The organism is Dyella jejuensis (genome assembly GCF_044904675.1).
Taxonomy (GTDB): Bacteria; Pseudomonadota; Gammaproteobacteria; order Xanthomonadales; family Rhodanobacteraceae; genus Dyella_B; species Dyella_B jejuensis.
Genome location: NZ_JADIKJ010000005.1, coordinates 22,293 through 40,431, shown reverse-complemented (window position 1 = coordinate 40,431; position 18,139 = coordinate 22,293). Strand labels below are relative to the sequence as shown.

At 62.1% G+C, this 18,139-nt stretch carries 14 protein-coding genes and 1 riboswitch; of the genes, 7 read left to right on the top strand and 7 right to left on the bottom strand.

From position 1 onward, the window contains the following. Positions 1–372: 372 nt before the first annotated feature. On the bottom strand, positions 373–1,308 hold the full coding sequence (gene lpxL, locus ISP15_RS06020; RefSeq protein WP_404546354.1) for an LpxL/LpxP family Kdo(2)-lipid IV(A) lauroyl/palmitoleoyl acyltransferase: 936 nt from the start codon (positions 1,306–1,308) through the stop codon (positions 373–375). Between the two features lie 106 nt (positions 1,309–1,414). Here lpxL and waaA point away from each other — a divergent pair, with 106 nt between their 5' ends. Then, entirely contained in the window at positions 1,415–2,680 is a 1,266-nt protein-coding gene (waaA, locus tag ISP15_RS06015; protein ID WP_404546103.1) for a lipid IV(A) 3-deoxy-D-manno-octulosonic acid transferase, read from the top strand. Positions 2,681–2,752: 72 nt separating this feature from the next. Here waaA and ISP15_RS06010 read toward each other — a convergent pair whose 3' ends face one another. Together ISP15_RS06010 and ISP15_RS06005 are read right to left on the bottom strand one after the other, a co-directional pair. After that, a complete protein-coding gene (locus ISP15_RS06010) occupies positions 2,753–4,090 on the bottom strand; it encodes a TolC family outer membrane protein (RefSeq protein WP_404546102.1) in 1,338 nt (445 codons plus the stop codon). Between the two features lie 34 nt (positions 4,091–4,124). Next, positions 4,125–4,784: a protein-L-isoaspartate O-methyltransferase family protein gene (locus ISP15_RS06005; RefSeq protein WP_404546100.1), complete on the bottom strand. Its 660-nt coding sequence runs from the start codon at positions 4,782–4,784 to the stop codon at positions 4,125–4,127. Between the two features lie 467 nt (positions 4,785–5,251). Here ISP15_RS06005 and ISP15_RS06000 point away from each other — a divergent pair, with 467 nt between their 5' ends. From ISP15_RS06000 to ISP15_RS05985, 4 genes are all read left to right on the top strand, one after another. Beyond that, positions 5,252–5,902, top strand: a complete 651-nt coding sequence (locus ISP15_RS06000; protein ID WP_404546098.1) for a TetR/AcrR family transcriptional regulator — start codon at positions 5,252–5,254, stop codon at positions 5,900–5,902. 42 nt (positions 5,903–5,944) lie between these two features. After that, a riboswitch (TPP riboswitch) is annotated at positions 5,945–6,039 on the top strand. Positions 6,040–6,130: 91 nt separating this feature from the next. Beyond that, positions 6,131–8,008 carry a phosphomethylpyrimidine synthase ThiC gene (gene thiC, locus ISP15_RS05995; RefSeq protein WP_404546096.1) on the top strand — a complete coding sequence of 626 codons (1,878 nt, stop codon included), beginning with the start codon at positions 6,131–6,133 and terminating at the stop codon, positions 8,006–8,008. A gap of 202 nt (positions 8,009–8,210) precedes the next feature. Then, on the top strand, positions 8,211–8,600 hold the full coding sequence (locus ISP15_RS05990) for a DUF3224 domain-containing protein (RefSeq protein WP_404546094.1): 390 nt from the start codon (positions 8,211–8,213) through the stop codon (positions 8,598–8,600). A 116-nt stretch (positions 8,601–8,716) separates the two neighbouring features. Continuing rightward, on the top strand, positions 8,717–9,289 hold the full coding sequence (locus ISP15_RS05985; RefSeq protein WP_404546092.1) for a ferritin-like domain-containing protein: 573 nt from the start codon (positions 8,717–8,719) through the stop codon (positions 9,287–9,289). Positions 9,290–9,428: 139 nt separating this feature from the next. Here ISP15_RS05985 and ISP15_RS05980 read toward each other — a convergent pair whose 3' ends face one another. Both ISP15_RS05980 and ISP15_RS05975 read right to left on the bottom strand, forming a co-directional pair. Continuing rightward, the gene (locus ISP15_RS05980; RefSeq protein WP_404546353.1) at positions 9,429–10,445 is read right to left on the bottom strand and encodes a zinc-binding alcohol dehydrogenase family protein; all 1,017 of its coding nucleotides are present in this window, start codon (positions 10,443–10,445) and stop codon (positions 9,429–9,431) included. Between the two features lie 184 nt (positions 10,446–10,629). Then, the gene (locus tag ISP15_RS05975) at positions 10,630–11,817 is read right to left on the bottom strand and encodes an MFS transporter (RefSeq protein WP_404546351.1); all 1,188 of its coding nucleotides are present in this window, start codon (positions 11,815–11,817) and stop codon (positions 10,630–10,632) included. 124 nt (positions 11,818–11,941) lie between these two features. Between ISP15_RS05975 and ISP15_RS05970 the strand changes: the two genes are divergently transcribed. Further along, complete coding sequence (locus ISP15_RS05970) at positions 11,942–12,901, top strand: LysR family transcriptional regulator (protein WP_404546090.1); 960 nt, start codon at positions 11,942–11,944, stop codon at positions 12,899–12,901. A 508-nt stretch (positions 12,902–13,409) separates the two neighbouring features. Then, positions 13,410–15,908, top strand: coding sequence for a YadA family autotransporter adhesin (locus ISP15_RS05965; RefSeq protein ID WP_404546088.1), 2,499 nt, complete (start codon positions 13,410–13,412; stop codon positions 15,906–15,908). Between the two features lie 146 nt (positions 15,909–16,054). Here ISP15_RS05965 and ppa read toward each other — a convergent pair whose 3' ends face one another. Together ppa and pdxR are read right to left on the bottom strand one after the other, a co-directional pair. Next, a complete protein-coding gene (ppa, locus tag ISP15_RS05960; RefSeq protein WP_404546086.1) occupies positions 16,055–16,585 on the bottom strand; it encodes an inorganic diphosphatase in 531 nt (176 codons plus the stop codon). Between the two features lie 113 nt (positions 16,586–16,698). After that, positions 16,699–18,132 carry a MocR-like pyridoxine biosynthesis transcription factor PdxR gene (pdxR, locus tag ISP15_RS05955; RefSeq protein ID WP_404546082.1) on the bottom strand — a complete coding sequence of 478 codons (1,434 nt, stop codon included), beginning with the start codon at positions 18,130–18,132 and terminating at the stop codon, positions 16,699–16,701. Positions 18,133–18,139: the final 7 nt, after the last annotated feature.

Below are 18,139 nucleotides of genomic sequence, written 5' to 3'. Positions count from 1 at the left end.
TGCCGGGCGGCGTGTTGACCGGCGGGATGGGCGGTGGTTGGGCATGGAGACAGGCGCGAGCAAAAAGCCAGCGTGCTATCTACCGGGCAAGGCTGTCGTTGGCCTGTCGAGGCAAGCGCCCGTTCGCACTATTCGCGTAACCCGCGTTAGCGTTGGGTGGGTGCCAGGCCGTAATGCGCGGCGCAGGCTTGGCGTGGCAAGTCGTGCGCTGCCGCATGGCGGCCACGCAACGCCAATCCGAAGGGCCATGTTTGTTGCCCACCAGAGGGCGTCGTCATTCGGTCGTGTACGAAAGTACACGCCCTTGTTCTTTCTTGCCTGGCGAGCAAACAACCCCCCCGGCGCGGGCCACGCGAATAGTGTGGACAGGCCCTAATAGATCGGGGGAGTTCCTGGTGGCTGCGTCTTGAAACGCTTGTGCACCCACAGGTATTGCTCCGGCGCTTCGCGCACCATGTCCTCGATGCAAAGATTAATGCGCGCCGTATCGGCTTCGGCGTTGCCGCTGGGCAGGTTTTCCAGCGGAGCGCCCAGGCGCAACACATAGCCCTGGGCGCCAGGTAGCCGTCGATGGAAGAACGGAATGACCGCCGAGCGCGACATCCGCGCCAGGTGATGCGTGCCGGTAATGGTGGCCGCGGTGACGCCAAAGAAAGGCACGAAGGCATTGTCCTTGCTGCGCATATCCTGGTCGGGTGCGTACCAGAGCGTGCCGCCGCTGCGCAGATACTTGACCGTGCCGCGGATATCGTCCTTGTCGAACATCGCTCGCGCATAGCCCAGGCGTGCACGCAGTACCGTCCATTCGAACACCGGGTTATCCATGCGACGGTACATGCCGGCGATGCGGATGCGTTGCGAAACCAGCCGTGCGCACAGTTCCAGGTGCGAGAAATGTCCGCCGACCAGCAAGACGCCGCGTCCCTCGGCGTGTGCGGCCTGCAGGTGCTCGAGCCCTGCAAATTGCACCGGAATTTTCGCGATGGCGCGGTCGGAGCCCATCCAGCCGAGCGCAAATTCGATCAGCATCATGCCGATATCGCGCAAGTGCGCGTCGACCAGCCGCGCCTGTGCCGCGGCGTCCAGTTCGGGAAAGCACAGCGCGATATTGGTGGCGGCGACCTGGCGCCGTGGCGAGGGAAAGCGTTCGATCGCCGCGCCCAGGGCACGGCCGATCGCCATCAGTGCCGCGAACGGCAGCATGGCGATCAGCTTCATCACGCCCACGCCGATCCACGCGGGCCAGAGGCGTGGCGAGAGCAGCGAGCGGGTAAAGACAGGGCGGGGCGTTCCGGGCATCCGGCGCATTGTACCGGCAGGGAACGCATGGCGGATCATGGCGGCGCGGCCTGTCCACCTCCACAGGCGATGGGCGGCGCCCTTTATACTTTCGCGTCCCAGGCAGGAATGTCCATTGCGCTATCTGTATACGATCCTGATGTATCTCGCCACGCCGATCATCGTGATGCGGCTGCTGACGCGCGGCATGCGCTATGGCAATTATCACCAGCGATGGCCGGAGCGCTTCGGTATTTTCAAGGCGCCTGATCTGCGCGGCAGTATCTGGGTGCATGCCGTATCGGTGGGCGAAGTGAATGCCGCCGAGCCCTTGATCAAGGCACTGCGCGAGGATTATCCGAACGCTCCGCTGGTGGTCACGACCGTGACGCCGACCGGCTCGGCACGGGTGCAGCAGCTGTTCGGCGACAGCGTGTTCCATGTGTATTTGCCGTATGACTTGCCCTTTTCGGTACATCGCTTCCTGACGCAGGTACGGCCGCGGCTGGCGCTGATCGTGGAAACGGAGATCTGGCCGAACCTGTATTTCGGCTGCTATCGACGCGGCATTCCGCTGATGATCGTCAACGCGCGCCTGTCCGGTCGGTCGCTGCGCGGTTATGCGCCGATGCGTGCACTGCTACGTTCGGCTTTGCGCTGCGTTCGGCAAATCGCCGCGCAGTCGCGCACGGATGCGGCGCGCTACCGGCTGCTGGGCGCCGATCCGGCCATCGTTACCGTAAGTGGCAATCTCAAGTTCGATATGCCGGTGCCGATGGGCGCCGTGGAAGGCGGTGAAGTTTTCCGCGAGCAATGGGGACGCCTGCGGCCGGTATGGATCGCCGCCAGCACCCATGAAGGCGAAGAGCTGGCGGTGCTGGAAGCGCATCTGGAAGTACTCAAGCGACTGCCCGATGCCTTGTTGCTGATTGCTCCGCGTCATCCCGAACGCTTTCGCGTGGTCGAGCATTCCGTGCGCAGCCTGGGATTTACGATGGCAACCCGCAGCGCGGATTGCATTCCCGGCGAATCGCATCAGGTTTTCCTGATCGATACGATGGGCGAACTGATGCCATTTTTCGCAGCTTCCCATCTTGCGTTCGTAGGCGGCAGCCTGGTGCCGATCGGCGGCCATAACGTACTCGAGCCGGCGGCCTTGGCCCGGCCGGTGCTGGTCGGGCCGCATACCTTCAACTTCGAGGAAATTACCCTGACCCTGATCCGCGGCGGCGGCGCCAAGCGGGTGCTGCAGAACGATGTGCTGGGCGCGGAGGTACTCGAGCTGTTGCAGGACGAAGCCCGCTGCAAGCAAATGGGGCGGCAGGCGAGGGTAGTGTTCGACAGCGAGCGCGGCGCGGTGGGCAGGGTGATGAAACTGATCGATCGCATGCTGCAGGAATGAACGCCCGGGAAGCCGCGAGTCACGAAAAAGGCCGGGAAAATCCCGGCCTTTTTTTTGATCCTGTAGCGTGAATTACTGCAACAGTGAATTTGCGTATTCGAGGTCTTTGTAGTCGATCGTGCCGGCCGATTGCCTCAGCAAAAGACGATTGAGCACCAGCTGATGGCGTGCCACCGAATAGGTGCTTTCCGCCTGGGTAAGCGTCTGGATGGCGGTCAACACGTCCAGCATGATCTGCGTGCCGACCTGGAAACCGGCCTTGGTCGCGTCCAATGACTTTTGCCCGGCGTCCACGGCGGCTTTGCCCGATTCCACTTCGCTGATGCCGGCCATGACCGAGTTGTAGTAGTTCAAGGTGTTCTGGGCGGTCGCACGGCGCGTGGATTCCAGGGAGTCCTGCGCCTCGTCGCGCTGGTAGATCGACTGGCGGACCCGCGACTGGATGGCGCCACCGGAGAAGATCGGCACCGAGAGCGTCACGCCGATGGTATTGCCGTAGCGGCCGTTGCCGATGACGTTGTAACTGCCGTTTTCCAGCCAGCTGCTGCTCTTGGCGCGGCTCAGGCTGGCCGTGATCGTCGGCAAGTGGCCGGCGCGCGCGGCATTGATGCTGTGTTCGGCCGAATCGACCGAGAATTGCGCCGCAAGGATGTCCGGATTGTTCTTGAGCGAGCTATCCACCCAAGCCTGGGGATCGGCCGGTACGGGTGCGTCCATCGGCAAGTCGGGCCGTAGCTTCTTGAGTTCGCCGACCGGCTTGCCAGTGATGACGGTCAGCGCCTGGCGATCGTTGGCCAGGGTGTTTTCGGTACTGATGGTGGTGGCCTTGGCCGACTCGTAGAACGATTTGGCCTGGTAGACGTTGGTCACGGCGGCAATGCCCACCTTGTACTGCTGCTCGGCCTGGTCGTAGGTGACCCGGTAGGCTTCTTCGTTGGCCTTGGCGTAGGTCAGCTGGTCCTCATCGTTGAGGATGGTGAAGTACGCCGTGGCAACGCGGACGAAAAGATCCTGGGCCGCGGCCTGGTAGGTCTGTTCCTGCGCATCCGCGGTCGAGTGCGCGGCCTGCAAGTTGGCAATATCGGCCAGGTTGAGGATGGTCTGGTCCAGCTCTACGCCAACCGAGCGGGTGCGTATATGACCTGGATTCAGCGTGGGAGATGCGTACCCTTCATTGGAAGCGTCAACGCCGCTCTGCTGCTGCAGGCTCATGGTGCCACTGATCTGCGGCAGCAACAGCGCGCGCGCCTGCGGAATGCCTTCGTGGACCGCCAGGCGGGTAGCGTCGGCTTGCGCCAGTACAGGGTCGTTCGCACGCGCCTGACGGTATGCATCCAGCAAATCCTCGCCGTGGCTGGGCAGGGAAACTGCGGCCAGGGTCAGGGCAAGGGTCAGAAGCTTCAAGCGCATGGGTTCGCCTCGTGGTCGGGGATCGGTAACGGAATCAGAAAGTGAAACGACGGGGTGGTTCGGCATGGGCGAGATAGGGCAAGTCCGTCTCGAACAGGTTTTCTTCGTGGTAGCGGCCATTGCCTTCGTGCGTCAGCAGCAAGGCCTGCTGCACCGGCGACTCGCCGCGGACCGCAAACAACCGGCCGCCCGGCTTGAGCCAGCCGAGGAAGCGATCGGGAATACGGTAGACGGCGCCGGTGATGACCACGGCATCGAACGTACCTTGCGGCTGCCAGCCATTCACGGCTTCGCCGGTAGCCAGTTGCACGTTAGTGATGCCTGCGGCCTGCAGGCGCTGGCCGGCGGCAGCGGCGAAATCCGCATGGATATCCACGCTGGTGACGTGCGCGGCGAGATTGCCCAGGCAGGCGCTGAGAAAGCCCGAGCCGGTGCCGATTTCCAGCACGCTATCTGCAGGCTTCAGGTCGAGCGCCTGCAGCACCCGGCCTTCCACGATCGGCTTCATCATCACTTCGCCATGCCCGATCGGCAGGCACAGGTCCGCGAACGCCAGCTGGCGATGCGCAGGCGCGACGAAATCCTCGCGACGGATGCGGCCAAGCACCTCCAGCACGCGGCCGTCCAGCACCTCCCAGGGACGCACCTGGTTCTCAACCATGTTTTGACGCGCCTGATCGAAGTTCATCGCCATCTGAAAGCAAGCCTATGTGAATCGAAAAAAAGATCAAAAAGGATAAGTGTTTAGACCCTGTTTCGACAATGGTTAGCGTGCGGTCGCAGGTGGTTGGCACGAAGTGCCGGAAGTCATCGCGACCACCTGACGTAAGTCATGCAAATGCCTATGTCCGCGGACACTTATGCGTTTTTCCGATGGTTGCGCAGCACCCCAGGGCCTATGCCGGCAGGCAGGCGTCGCAGCGCCGTTTGAGCGCTTGCGCCACGTGCATGGTCCAGTCGCGTGGTACGCGCGAGCATCGATTTGCCGTATCCATGGGTCGCCAACCGGGCTGCCAGTGGACGCCGGGAATGACGATGGGAGGCGCCAAGCCTCAGTTCCGGGGCGGTTACACACATAGGACGAATATTCGGTATCATTCAGGAAATAATTAAACCGTCCCGTATAATAAATTGGGTTTTCTGATTTGTGAAGGTGCATCCATGAACTCGATCCCGCTGACCAAGCCGCACGGGCCAGGCCGCCCGAAGGACATGGAAAAGCGAGCCGCCATTCTCGAGGCAGCCAAGGCCCTGTTCATACGCAACGCCTTTGCCGGCACCAGCATGGATGCGATCGCCGCCGAGGCGGGCGTTTCCAAACTTACGGTCTATAGTCACTTTGGTGATAAGGACAACCTGTTCCGCGAGGTCATCCGCGCGCGGATCCAGGATCTGCTGCCCGAAGAAACCTATAGCTTCGATCCCCGTGCCGATATCGGCGATATCCTCAACCGCATTGCCCTGATCCATGCCCATCTCGATTGCGACCAGGAAAACGTGGGTACCTTCCGCGCGATCCTCAGCGACTGCCGCCAGGGCAATCCTCGCTACGGCAAGCTGATGTGGGAGGAAGGCCCCATGCGCAGCCGCGTACTGATGGAACGCCTGCTGCAGCAGGCGGTTGACGCCGGCAAGCTCGATATTGCCGATGTGTCCCGCGCCGGCATCCAATTCATGGCGCTGATCAAGGGCGAGATGATGATGCGCCGCATGTTCGGCTGCGGCGATTGCGTGCAAACCTATGCGCGCGAGGTCGAAGAAAATGCCCGCGCCGGGGTGGCGATGTTCCTGCGCGCCTACGCGCCGCGCTGAGCCCTGCACTCGTTTATCACCCCGCTTCGTGTTCCAATAGCGCTTTGGAAGCGGGGGTGCCGACCGCAGTCGGCTGAGAGAGTCCCTTCGAACCTGATCCGGCTAGCACCGGTGTAGGGAGCTTCGCCGCACGGACCATCGTGCGTTGGCGCCGTCGCTTCGGTCCTGTGTGGATACTCCGCACACATTCCGCGCAATCATGCACGGACACCAGAAGGATGAATGCCGATGAATGCCTTGCCCTCCGATCTCGTGCGCGCTGCGCAAGAACTTTCCGAAGCCGTCACCCGGCCCATTCCTGGTTCGCGCAAGACCTACGTGCAGGGCAGCCGTCCGGACCTGAAAGTGCCGATGCGCGAGATCGCGCAGGCGCAAACCCCCACCCTGTTCGGCGGCGAAGCCAATCCGAACATCACCGTCTACGACACCTCCGGCCCCTATACCGATCCGGATTACGCCGTCGATCTTGCAGCAGGATTGCCCGCGCTGCGTGGCGCCTGGATCGCCGAGCGCGGCGACGTGGAACAATTGCCGGGGCTGACTTCCGCCTTCGGGCGCGAACGCGCGGCCGACGCCAGGCTCGATGCCGTGCGTTTTACCCACACGCGCACGCCGCTGCGCGCCAAGGCCGGCGCCAATGTGACGCAAATGCACTACGCGCGGCGCGGTATCGTCACGCCCGAAATGGAATACATCGCCATTCGCGAGAATCAGCGCATCGAAGCCCTGGGCGATAGCGCATTGCGCAACCAGCACCCGGGCGAGTGCTTTGGCGCCGCGCTGCCCAGGCTGATCACGCCGGAATTCGTGCGCGACGAAGTGGCGCGCGGCCGCGCCATCATCCCCGCCAATATCAACCATCCGGAAAGCGAGCCGATGATCATCGGCCGCAACTTCCTCACCAAGATCAACGCGAACATCGGCAATAGCGCCGTGTCGTCGGGGATCGCCGAGGAAGTGGAGAAGCTGGTGTGGTCGATCCGCTGGGGCGGCGACACCGTGATGGATCTTTCCACCGGCAAGAACATCCACGAAACGCGCGAGTGGATCATCCGCAATTCGCCGGTGCCGATCGGCACAGTGCCGATCTACCAGGCGCTGGAGAAAGTCGGCGGCGTGGCCGAGGACCTCACCTGGGAATTGTTCCGGGATACCTTGATCGAACAGGCCGAGCAGGGCGTGGACTATTTCACCATCCATGCCGGCGTACTGCTGCGCTTCGTGCCGCTGACCGCCCGGCGCGTCACCGGTATCGTTTCGCGTGGTGGCTCCATCATGGCCAAGTGGTGCCTGGCGCACCACAAGGAAAATTTCCTCTACACGCACTTCGAAGACATCTGCGAGATCATGAAGGCGTATGACGTGTCCTTCAGCCTGGGCGACGGGCTGCGTCCAGGCTGCGTGGCGGATGCGAACGACGCCGCGCAGTTCGGCGAACTCGACACGCTGGGCGAACTCACCCAGATCGCGTGGAAGCACGATGTGCAGGTGATGATCGAAGGTCCCGGCCATGTGCCGATGCAGTTGATCAAGGAAAACATGGAGCGCCAGCTGGAGAAGTGTCACGAGGCGCCGTTCTATACCTTGGGGCCGCTGACCACCGACATCGCACCCGGCTATGACCACATCACCAGCGCCATCGGTGCGGCGATGATCGGCTGGTTCGGTACCGCCATGCTTTGTTACGTCACCCCCAAGGAACACCTGGGCCTGCCCAACAAGCAGGATGTGCGCGACGGCATCATCGCCTACAAGATCGCCGCGCACGCCGCCGATCTCGCCAAGGGCCATCCCGGTGCGCAAGTGCGCGACAACGCGCTCAGCAAGGCACGCTTCGAATTCCGTTGGGACGATCAGTTCAACCTCGGCCTGGATCCGGAAAAGGCCAAGGAATTCCACGATGAAACGCTGCCCAAGGATGCGCACAAGTCCGCTCATTTCTGTTCCATGTGCGGGCCAAAATTCTGCTCGATGAAAATCACCCAGGACGTGCGTGACTACGCCGCCGAGCATGGTGTCGACGAAACCGTCGCGCTCGACGAAGGCATGGCCGAGAAGGCGGCCGAATTCCGCGCGCAAGGCGCGAAGGTCTATCACAAGGCCTGACGCGCTGCTTCCAAAGCAAGGATGTTCAGGCGGCGATTGGTAGTGCTCGCCAATTGCCGCCTGATTTGCTTGCGATGATTGTCCTGCCTGGGCAAGCGCCTCAGAGTTGCCGAAGGCAGGTTTTCCCGTCGCCTAAGGTTGTCGTCGATAGGCATCCGTGCGAATAGTCCGTCTGCTGCTATTTACTGGAGAGAAAAACATCATGCGCGCAACCGGATCTTTCGAAGTAAGCCTCACGCCACAGACGCCGACCGCCGGCATCGAGCCGGCCAATCTCGGGCGAATGAGCATCAACAAGCAATTCCATGGTGAACTTGAAGCCAACAGTCTTGGAGAGATGTTGTCGGCCATGGGCGAAGTGCAAGGCTCCGCCGGCTATGTGGCGATCGAGCGAGTGACCGGCACATTGCATGGCAAGCAGGGCAGTTTTGTACTGCAGCACCATGGGGTCATGCATCGCGGCGCGCCTCAGCTGTCGGTAATCGTCGTGCCCGATTCCGGTACCGAGGAACTCGCAGGCTTGAATGGTTCCATGCAGATCGCCATCGAACAAGGCGATCACACCTATGTATTCGATTACGAGCTTGCGTGAAGCGATACGCCTGAATGCGAAGACGGAGCGGCCACTTTATTTTCACTGCTGCTTCGCAGCCGTGAAGACAGGATGGGCGGCAACTACGATCAGCCCTTCGTGCATAGGAGACAGTCATGACGGACAAGCCTTTCCTGATGGACATCCAGACCATTCGCAAGCGTGCCCGTGAACATATCGAGCAAGGCGCAATCACCGAGGGCTACAAGGCCGATCGCGATACCGTCATCAAGCTGCTCAACGAGGCGCTGGCCACTGAACTGGTTTGCACGCTGCGCTACAAGCGGCACTACTACATGGCATCGGGCATCCACGCCAAGAGCGTGGCGGCGGAATTCCTGGAGCACGCCAGGGAAGAACAGGAGCATGCCGATCAGATCGCCAGGCGCATCACGCAGCTCGAGGGCGCTCCGAACTTCAATCCCGAGGGGCTATTAAGCCGCAGCCATGCCGATTATGTGGAAGGCGATGATCTGGTCGACATGATCAAGGAGGACTTGGTGGCCGAACGTATTGCTGTCGAAAGCTATCGTGACATCGTGCAATACCTGGGCAATGATGATCCGACCACGCGCCGCATGATGGAAGAGATCCTGGCAAAGGAAGAGGAACATGCCGAGGACCTTTCGACGCTGCTGGAGGAACTCGGAAAAAAAGGTGAGCCGGCGAAGCCGGCTACGCAGCATTGAGCCAGGCCTCCAAGGCTAATCTTCATCGTTGTTCTGCGTTGGAATTCCAATAGTGCACGATTCAATGCCCCTCCTTGTGCGCAAGGGAGGGCATGTTGGAAATAGTGTGGGTGACTTGGGAGCGACCGGGGCGCGGGTGCTACCACCCTGACACCACAAGTTTGCCGATGGTGCTGCCCGATTCAAGGCGTCGGTGCGCTTCCCGCAGGTTCTCCGCATTGATCGGGCTGAGCGATTCGCGCTGGATGCCGCGCAATTCGCCGTCGTCGATCAGCGTCGCGACGCGCTCCAGGATGTGTCCCTGCTCGCCCATGTCCGCGGTCTTGAAGCGCGGCCGCGCGAACATGAATTCCCAATGGATGCCAATGCACTTGCTCTTGTAGGGATCGCCCAGATTTACCGGCGTCTTCGGTTCGACGATCAAACCAAGGTGTCCTTGCGGCACGAGCACTTCGCCCAGTTCATCCCAATAGTGCGAGGTGTCGGCGAGGTTGATGGCCGCATCGACATGCGCAAAGCCGGCTGCTTGCAGTTGCCCAGTCAACGGTTGGCGATGATCGATCACATGTTGCGCGCCCATCGCACGGCACCATGCCTGGGTTTCCGGACGTGAGGCGGTGGCGATGACGGTGAAGCCGGCACGGCGCGCCAGCTGGATCGCCATTGAACCTACGCCGCCCGCGCCGCCAATCACCAGCAACGATTTCCCGTCGCCACCGGCTTCGGGCTTGTAAGGCATGCGCTCGAACAACAACTCCCACGCCGTGATGGCGGTCAGCGGCAGCGCCGCGGCGCCGGCTGCATCCAGCCTGCGCGGACGCTGCGCCACCAGACGCGCGTCGACCGCCTGAAACTGCGCGTTGCTGCCTGCGCGGGTAACGTCGCCGGCGTAATACACCGCGTCGCCGGGAGAGAATCGGCGAACGTTCGCGCCGATTGCCGCCACTGTGCCGGCGGCGTCGAAACCGAGTACGCGCGGCTGCGCTTCGACTTGCGGCTTGGGCGCGCGCAGCTTGGTATCGACCGGATTGACGGATACGGCCTCCACGCGCACCAGCAGGTCGTCGGCTCCGATCTGTGGCGTAGGCAATTCCACATCGAGCAAGGATTGCGGGTCATCGATGGGCAAGTAGTGGGTCAAGGCGACGGCTTTCATCATGTTGTCTCCATGGGGATGAGCGAGTGTTCCGATAGCGGACAGCTGGCGCTGGTGATGATGCGTTCTCGAACGTGTAGCGGAGATAGGCGATGGGATCGGCGTTGATGACTTCAAGCCGCGGTTCGCCGTGGGGGCGCGAGTCCGTCCGGCCGGTCCGCGCCACGATCGTTGGCCGTTGGCATTACGGCTCAGCGTTCGGGCGTGCATTGAGGGGCAGGCGTTCGATGGGGGTTTCGCGCTGCCGGCCCCACAGCGCGACCAGCAGGCCGGCGAAGGTGACGAGGGCCGCCACCCAGGTCAGTGCGCCCAGGCCCAGGCCCTGGGCGACCACTTCGCCACCCAGCCATGCGCCCAAGGCGTTGCCCAGATTGAAGGCGCCGATATTCAGGCTCGACGCGAGGCTTTGCGCTTCATCGGCCTGGTGCAATACCCACAGTTGCAATGGCGGCACGGTGGCAAATGCGGCGATACCCAGCAATCCAACGAACAACACCGTCAATGTTTTGCTGTGCAGTACGAAGGTCATGGCGCCGAGTACCAGGATCAACACCACCAGGGTCAGCAACAGGGCCGGCATCAGTTTGCGATCAGCGAGCTTCCCGCCCAGCAGGTTGCCGGCGATCAGGCCTACGCCGAAAATCAGCAGGATCGGCGATACCGCCGTTTCGGCAAATCCGGTGACCTGGGTGAGGATCGGCTGGATATATGTGAATACCGTAAACACGCCGGCGAAGCCGAGCACGGTCATCAGCAATCCCCGCAATACGGCTGGATGGCCAATCGCGCGCAACTCGTCGCGGACTGCAATGCCCTTGCCGTCGCCGTGGCTTGCCGGCACCAGCATGGCGATCACCATCATCGCGATGACGCCGATCACGGCCACGGCCCAGAACGTGGAACGCCAGCCGAAATGCAGCCCGAGCCAGGCGCCCGCCGGCACGCCGAGCAGGGTTGCCAGAGTCAACCCGGTAAACATGATGGAAATGGCCGAAGCGCGGCGGTCCGCCGCGACCAGTCCGGTGACCACCACCGCGCCGACGCCAAAAAAGGTGCCATGGGCGAGCGCGGTAACCACGCGCGCGAGCAGCAGCGTGAGGTAGTTCGGCGCCAGCGCACAGCACACGTTGCCAAGCGTGAAAATCGCCATCAAGCCGATCAGCACGCTCTTGCGTGGCATACGGCTGGTCGCCACGGTCAGCACCGGTGCCCCCACGAATACGCCCAGGGCGTAGCCGGAGATCAGCAGGCCGGCGGTCGCAATGCTGACCTTCAGGTCGGCCGCCACCTGCATCAGCAAACCCATGATCACGAACTCGGTGGTGCCAATGCCGAACGCGCCGGCGGCCAGGGCATACAGCGCCGCCGGCATGCGGCGGGAGGAAGAAGCGGTAGTCACGTGGAGGTTCCATCGGAGGGATAGTGTGCAGCGTAAGCGCTTGCATATCCTTCAGAAACAGCCAAGATGGCTAATCACTTTCAACAAATAATTGATAATGGATCGTGTCGGCGACCTCATCCTGTTCATGCGCGTATTGGACCAGGGCTCGATCAGCGCCGCCGCGCGCAGCCTGGATCTTTCCGTAGCCGTCGCCAGCCAGCGCCTGAAACGCCTGGAGCAGCAACTGGGCGTGCGGTTATTGCATCGCACGACCCGCCGCCTGCATCCCACTCCCGAAGGCTTGGCGCTGGCCGAACAGGGACGTACTTTGGTGGAGGACCTGGAAGCCTTGACCACCAGCCTGCGCCAAGGTGCCGCGGACGTTGTCGGCACGTTGCGCCTTACCGCCTCGGCTTCGTTTGGACGCCAATACGTCTCGCCGCTGTTACCCGCTTTCATGGCGCGCTATCCGCGCGTCCGGCTCAGCGTGAACCTTACTGACGAATTGCAGGACCTGGTCAGTTCCGGTTACGACCTCGCCATCCGCATCGGTGCGCTGCACGACTCGCGGCTGGTCGCGCGCAAGCTGGCGATCAATCGGCGGGTGCTGTGCGCATCACCGGATTACCTGCGGCGCTTCGGCATGCCACGCACGCCCGAAGAGCTGGCGGCCCACGAGTGCCTGATGCTGGTCGGCAGTGTGGGGCGGCAGGACGTCTGGCGCCTGCATGACGCACAAGGCCATCTTCATACCGTGCGGGTCAACGGACGATTTGAATCCAGTCTGGGCGAGCTGTTGCGTGATGCGGCGCTGGCGGGCCAGGGTATTGCCCACCATTCGACCTGGCACGTATGCAACGATCTGCGCGAAGGCCGCCTTGAATTGGTGCTGCCGAACTACACGATTGCCGACACCGGCATCTATGCGGTGATGCCACAACGGCGTTTGCTGCCGCTGCGGGTGCGCGCCTTCGTGGATTTTCTGGCGGAACAGTTCGGGGACGTTCCGCCGTGGGAACGTGGCGGACATTTCTCTGAAGCCGGTCAATCAAGCGAATCGTTCATCAGCAAGTAACTGTCAAATAGGGTTGTCGCTTCTATAAGTCGCTTACCAGGAAATTGTGTAGGTGATTTCTGAGTGCGGCGTGGTCATCGACTACCTCTTTCCAGTGAACTCCTATTTAACGAGTAACGCTACGTAGTTAGCATCCGGTTTCGCATATAGGCGTTGTCCGATTGCGTAACGTGCGGTTACGCACTTCGTGCTGGCGCGACCTTATAGCCGGTGTCCTCCGGGCGAGGGCGCTACGACGTCTTGCGAAAGACATCTCCATGGAGTGGTAGTGATGAACAAAATCTGCAAAGCAGTCTGGAGCGGCGCGACAGGAAATCATGTGACCGCCCCCGGGCTTGCCAAGGGGCGCAAGAAGAGCACGAATGCAGCGCGATGGGCGGTCTTTTCACTGGCGTTGGGAGCGAGCACGCCTTTGGCGGCATCCGCGTCCGATTGTTTCAGTCCGGATCGACCTGGCGAAGATCGAGAGACTTGTGTCGATCAGGGCGCAATGGTTGCGCGCTCGGCCATGACGCCCGACTACGCGGTGGGTGGCGGTAGCGACAGTGGTGATGCCGACGCCATTGCGATCGGTGCAGCAGCATTGACGACAGGTGTTCGAGATATCGCGATCGGTGCTTCAGCAAAGGCGGATAGCGGCAATGCGCCAGGTACATCGCCAGGCGACTATTCATTGGCAGTGGGCTATAGCGCGCAGGCGGTCGGCGGAGGAAACACTGCTCTAGGTCCGGGTGCCTCGGCCGGCAATGGTGATAGCGTGACCCGTTCGAAAGCCACTGCCATTGGAGGGAACGCATCGGCCATTGCGCTCAATAGCGTGGCGCTGGGCTACGGTTCCGTTGCGGACGTGGCCAACGCTGTCTCGGTGGGCAACGTGGGCGCGGCGCGCCAAGTCATCAACGTTGCTGTCGGTACGCGCGGTACCGATGCCGTTAACGTCGATCAGATTGCGCCAGTTGTCGGCAGCTTTGGTGGCGGCGCGACGTTAAATGCCGATGGCACTCTCGCCGGCCCCAACTACCATATACAGGCCAGTACGCAAACCACCGTCGGCGATGCGCTGGATGCGCTGGATGCGGGGATCGATCGCCGGGTGGCCTACGATCAGGGGGCCGATGGCTCCGCCGATTACAGTAACGTCACTCTTGGCAACGGCCCGCTTGCCGGACCGGTAGCGTTGCATAACGTCGCGGCCGGAAATATTTCCGCCAGCAGCGCGGATGCGGTGAATGGTTCGCAGCTGTACGCCACCAACCAGGACGTTACGGCCAACGCCCTGGATATCAAGGAACTGGGCAGCCGCGTCACGTTCAACGAAGGCGACATCCATGACTTGCTCATCGGCCACGCCGGTCTGGTGCAGCAGGCCGATGCCAACGCACCGGTGACGGTGGCTGCCCATAGCGGCGGCGCGACGGTAAGCATGGCCGGCGCTGCCGGCGATCGCCGGATCACTGGAGTGGCCGATGGCCTCCAGGACCATGATGCAGTCAATGTGAGCCAGCTGAAGGAGCTGCAAGGCTATGTGGGGGATAGCAGCGTACTGGCCGTGAAGTACGACGGCACCAATCGAACCTCCGTCACGCTAGGTGGTGTGGGAACTGCCGCGCCGGTAGCCGTGCAGAACGTCGCCGATGGCGGACTATCAGCCACCAGCCACGACGCGGTGAACGGTTCGCAGCTGTACGCGACGAACGAACAGGTGCGCACGAACACCGGCAATATCACCAGCCTTGATGGTCGTGTTGCGGCCAACGAAGGCGACATCGGCAACTTGTTGCTCGGTCATGCCGGTCTTGTGCAGCAGTTGGACTCCTCCGCTCCGGTAACGATTGCCGCCAATAGCGGCGGTACCTTGTTGAAGGTGTCGGGTACCGGTGGCGACCGGCAGGTTCGCGGAGTGGCCGATGGCACGCAAGATGATGACGCGGTGAATCTTGCCCAGTTGAAAGAACTCCAGGGTTATGTGGGAGATATCGGTTCCTTGGCCGTGATGTATGACGACCCGGCCAAGACCTCGGTCACCCTGGGTGGCGCAGGTGCCACGACGCCGGTAGCGCTGCATAACGTAGCCAGCGGCATAAATACGCACGATGCCGTGAATGTCGGGCAACTTTCCAGCCTGCAGCGGGATCTGCAGAATCAGCTCGGTAGTCTTGATGGCCGGGTGACCATTCTTGAAAGCACGGATCGTGCTCCTTCCTATTTGGACGGCGCTGGCGGCGTTGGCACTAACGACAAGGCGAATGCGGGAGATACTCCGGGCGTTGCGCTGGGCTACAACACCGTAGCCACCGGCGATAACGCTTCAGCCGTGGGCCACAATGCTCAGGCGCTCGGCACCTATGGCCTGGCGGTAGGCAACGATGCTTACGCCGCCGGCGAGAATGACACTGCGATCGGCGGCAGTGCCAAGGTCAATGCCGACAACAGTGTGTCCATCGGAGCTAACAGCACTGTCGTCGCGCAGGCGACCAATGCGGTTGCCGTAGGCGCCAACAGCAGCGTGAGTGCGTCGTCGGGCACGGCCATCGGCCAAGGGGCATCAGTCACATCCCATGCCACCAATGCAGTAGCGCTCGGAGCGGGTTCGGTAGCCGACCGCGCCAATAGCGTTTCGGTGGGAGCTGCGGGGAGTGAGCGCCAGATCACCAACGTAGCGGCGGGCACGCAGGCTACCGATGCGGTCAACGTCGGACAGTTGCAGTCCCTGCAGGACTGGACAGGCCAGAAGGTCGAAGACCTGCAGCAGCTGATCAACCACAATCAGCGCCAGGCCAACCGTGGCATTGCTTCCTCGGCGGCGCTGGTGAACAACATGCCCTACGTACCAGGCAAGGTTGCGTTGAGTGCCGGTGTTGCCAGTTATCGCGGGGAAAGCGCCCTGGGTATGGCGATGTCGCGTTGGAGCAAGGACGGTCGCGTGAATCTCAATGCCGGCGTTTCCGCTGCGCGCGGCGATTTGCCGATTTTCCGTGTCGGCGTCGGCGTGGTGCTGGGCGATTGAGGCGAACAAGGCGAGCATCTGCCGTGCAGGATGTTTCGGCGCTACGCAGCACATAAAAAAAGCGCGCTGCCTCGACAGGCGGCGCGCTTTTCCTGGATGGCGAACGTGGCGTCCCCGGTGTTACTGGACCGGACGCGGATCGATCTCTACTTCTGCTTGATGCGCTCCACGCCGGCCCTGATTTCAGCCTTGGCTTCCTCGGCGCCTACCCAGCCCTCGAGCTTCACCCATTTGCCCTTTTCCAGGTCCTTGTAGTGCTCGAAGAAGTGACCAATGCGCTCCAGCCAGTGCCCGGACACGCCCTTGATATCGCTGATATGGGCATAGCCGGGAAAAATCTTCGGCGACGGGATTACCACCAGTTTTTCGTCGCTGCCGGCTTCGTCGGTCATCTTCAGCATGCCGACCGGATGGCAGCGGATCACCGAGCCCGGAACCAGCGGCAGCGGCAGGATCACCAGTGCGTCGAGCGGATCGCCGTCGCCGCCCAGCGTACCCGGCACATAGCCGTAGTTGCAGGGGTAGCGCATGGGCGTGGAGAGAATGCGGTCGACGAAGATCGCGCCGCTTTCCTTGTCCACCTCGTATTTGACAGGTTCCGCATCCTTCGGAATCTCGATGACGACGTTGATTTCGTTCGGCACGTCGCGGCCGGCGCTAACCGTATCCAGGCCCATGGGCACTCCTTACGTCAAAACCAAAGCGGGGAAAGCCGCTCAGGATACGGCAAAGCTTGACGCGGCGCACCACGTCCCAGTTGGGGCCGGAACGGCGAGGCGCCAGCGGAACCTCACTGAGTATCAAAATGATCCAGGCAATGGCCGAACAGTTGCATGGCTTCGCGCAATTCATTGACGGAAAGCCCGCAATAGCCCAGCAGCAGCCCTTCGCGCGGCGGGGTATGCAGGTACAGCGGCGCGATCGGATACAGGCCCAGGCCGCGCTCGTGGGCGTAGTCGATCAGGGCCCGGCAGCGTGCCGCATCGTAGCCGCGCAGCCAGGCCACCAGATGCATGCCGGCTGGCGTATCGGCGATATCCACGCGAGCGCCGGCGTATTCCTTCAATCCGGCCATCAAGGTTTCCCGGCGCGCCTTCAGCTCCTTGCGCACCAGTCGCAGGTGGCGTTCGAAGCCACCGTCTTCCATGAAGTGCGCCAGCGCCGCCTGTTCGATCACGGGACAGGTGATATCGCTGAGGTATTTGGCGTTGAGGAAATCCTCGCGCAGCGCGGTGGGCATGACCACATACGCCAGGCGCAAGCCACCGAACATCACTTTGGAGAAGGTACCGACATAAATCACACGGTCGCCTTCATCCAGCGATCGCAAGGCTGCCAAGGGATGTGCGTCGTAACGGAATTCTCCGTCGTAGTCGTCTTCCAATATCCAGCACTGGTGCTGCTGCGCGTAATGCAGCAGCTCGATGCGTCGCTGTAATGAAAGTACGGCGCCAGTCGGAAAATGATGCGATGGCGTTACATAGATCAGGCGCGGCGCTTGGTCGGGCAGGGACTGGCAGAGCAGGCCCTGTTCGTCAGTGCCCACGCCGACCAGATTGGCGCCATGGGCAGTGAGAGCCTGGTGCGCAAGGAAGTAATGCGGCTCTTCCAGCACGACGCTGTCGCCCTCGTTCAACAGCACGCGCGCGGTCAGGTCGATCGCTTGCTGGGAGCCGCTGACGATCAATATATCCGTGGGCTGCGCCTGCACGCCGCGCCGGCGGGCGAGGTAGTCGCAGGTCTGCCGGCGCAACGCTTCCAGGCCGTTGGCCTCGTTGATGCTCAGCGGCGTGTAAGCGGCGGCGCGGGCCAGTTCGCGGCCCCACACGCTGTTCAGGGCAGGATTGATCAGCGGATAGCCGTATTGCAGGTTGTAGCGCACATGGCGATGCAGGCGCGGAATACTCCAGTCCCGAACGTCGCGCGCGCGCTGCGCATAACGGGAGGGAGGCGCAATCACGGTGTTTTCCTGCCGCACTGCCAATCTCGCTTGCAGGTGGCTGACATAGCTGCCGGAGCCGACCTTGCCGTCGATGAATCCTTCGGCGCGCAATTGTTCGTAGGCCGCAAGCACGGTCGTGCGCGAAAGCTCCAGTTCATCGGCCAGGTCCCGCGTGGGCGGCAACTGCGCGCCGGCAGCGATGCGGCCGTCGAGAATGGATGCCTTCAGCGCGCGAGTCAGCTGGTCATAGAGCGGCCCGTGGCCGTCGAGTTCTAGATACACGCAGCGC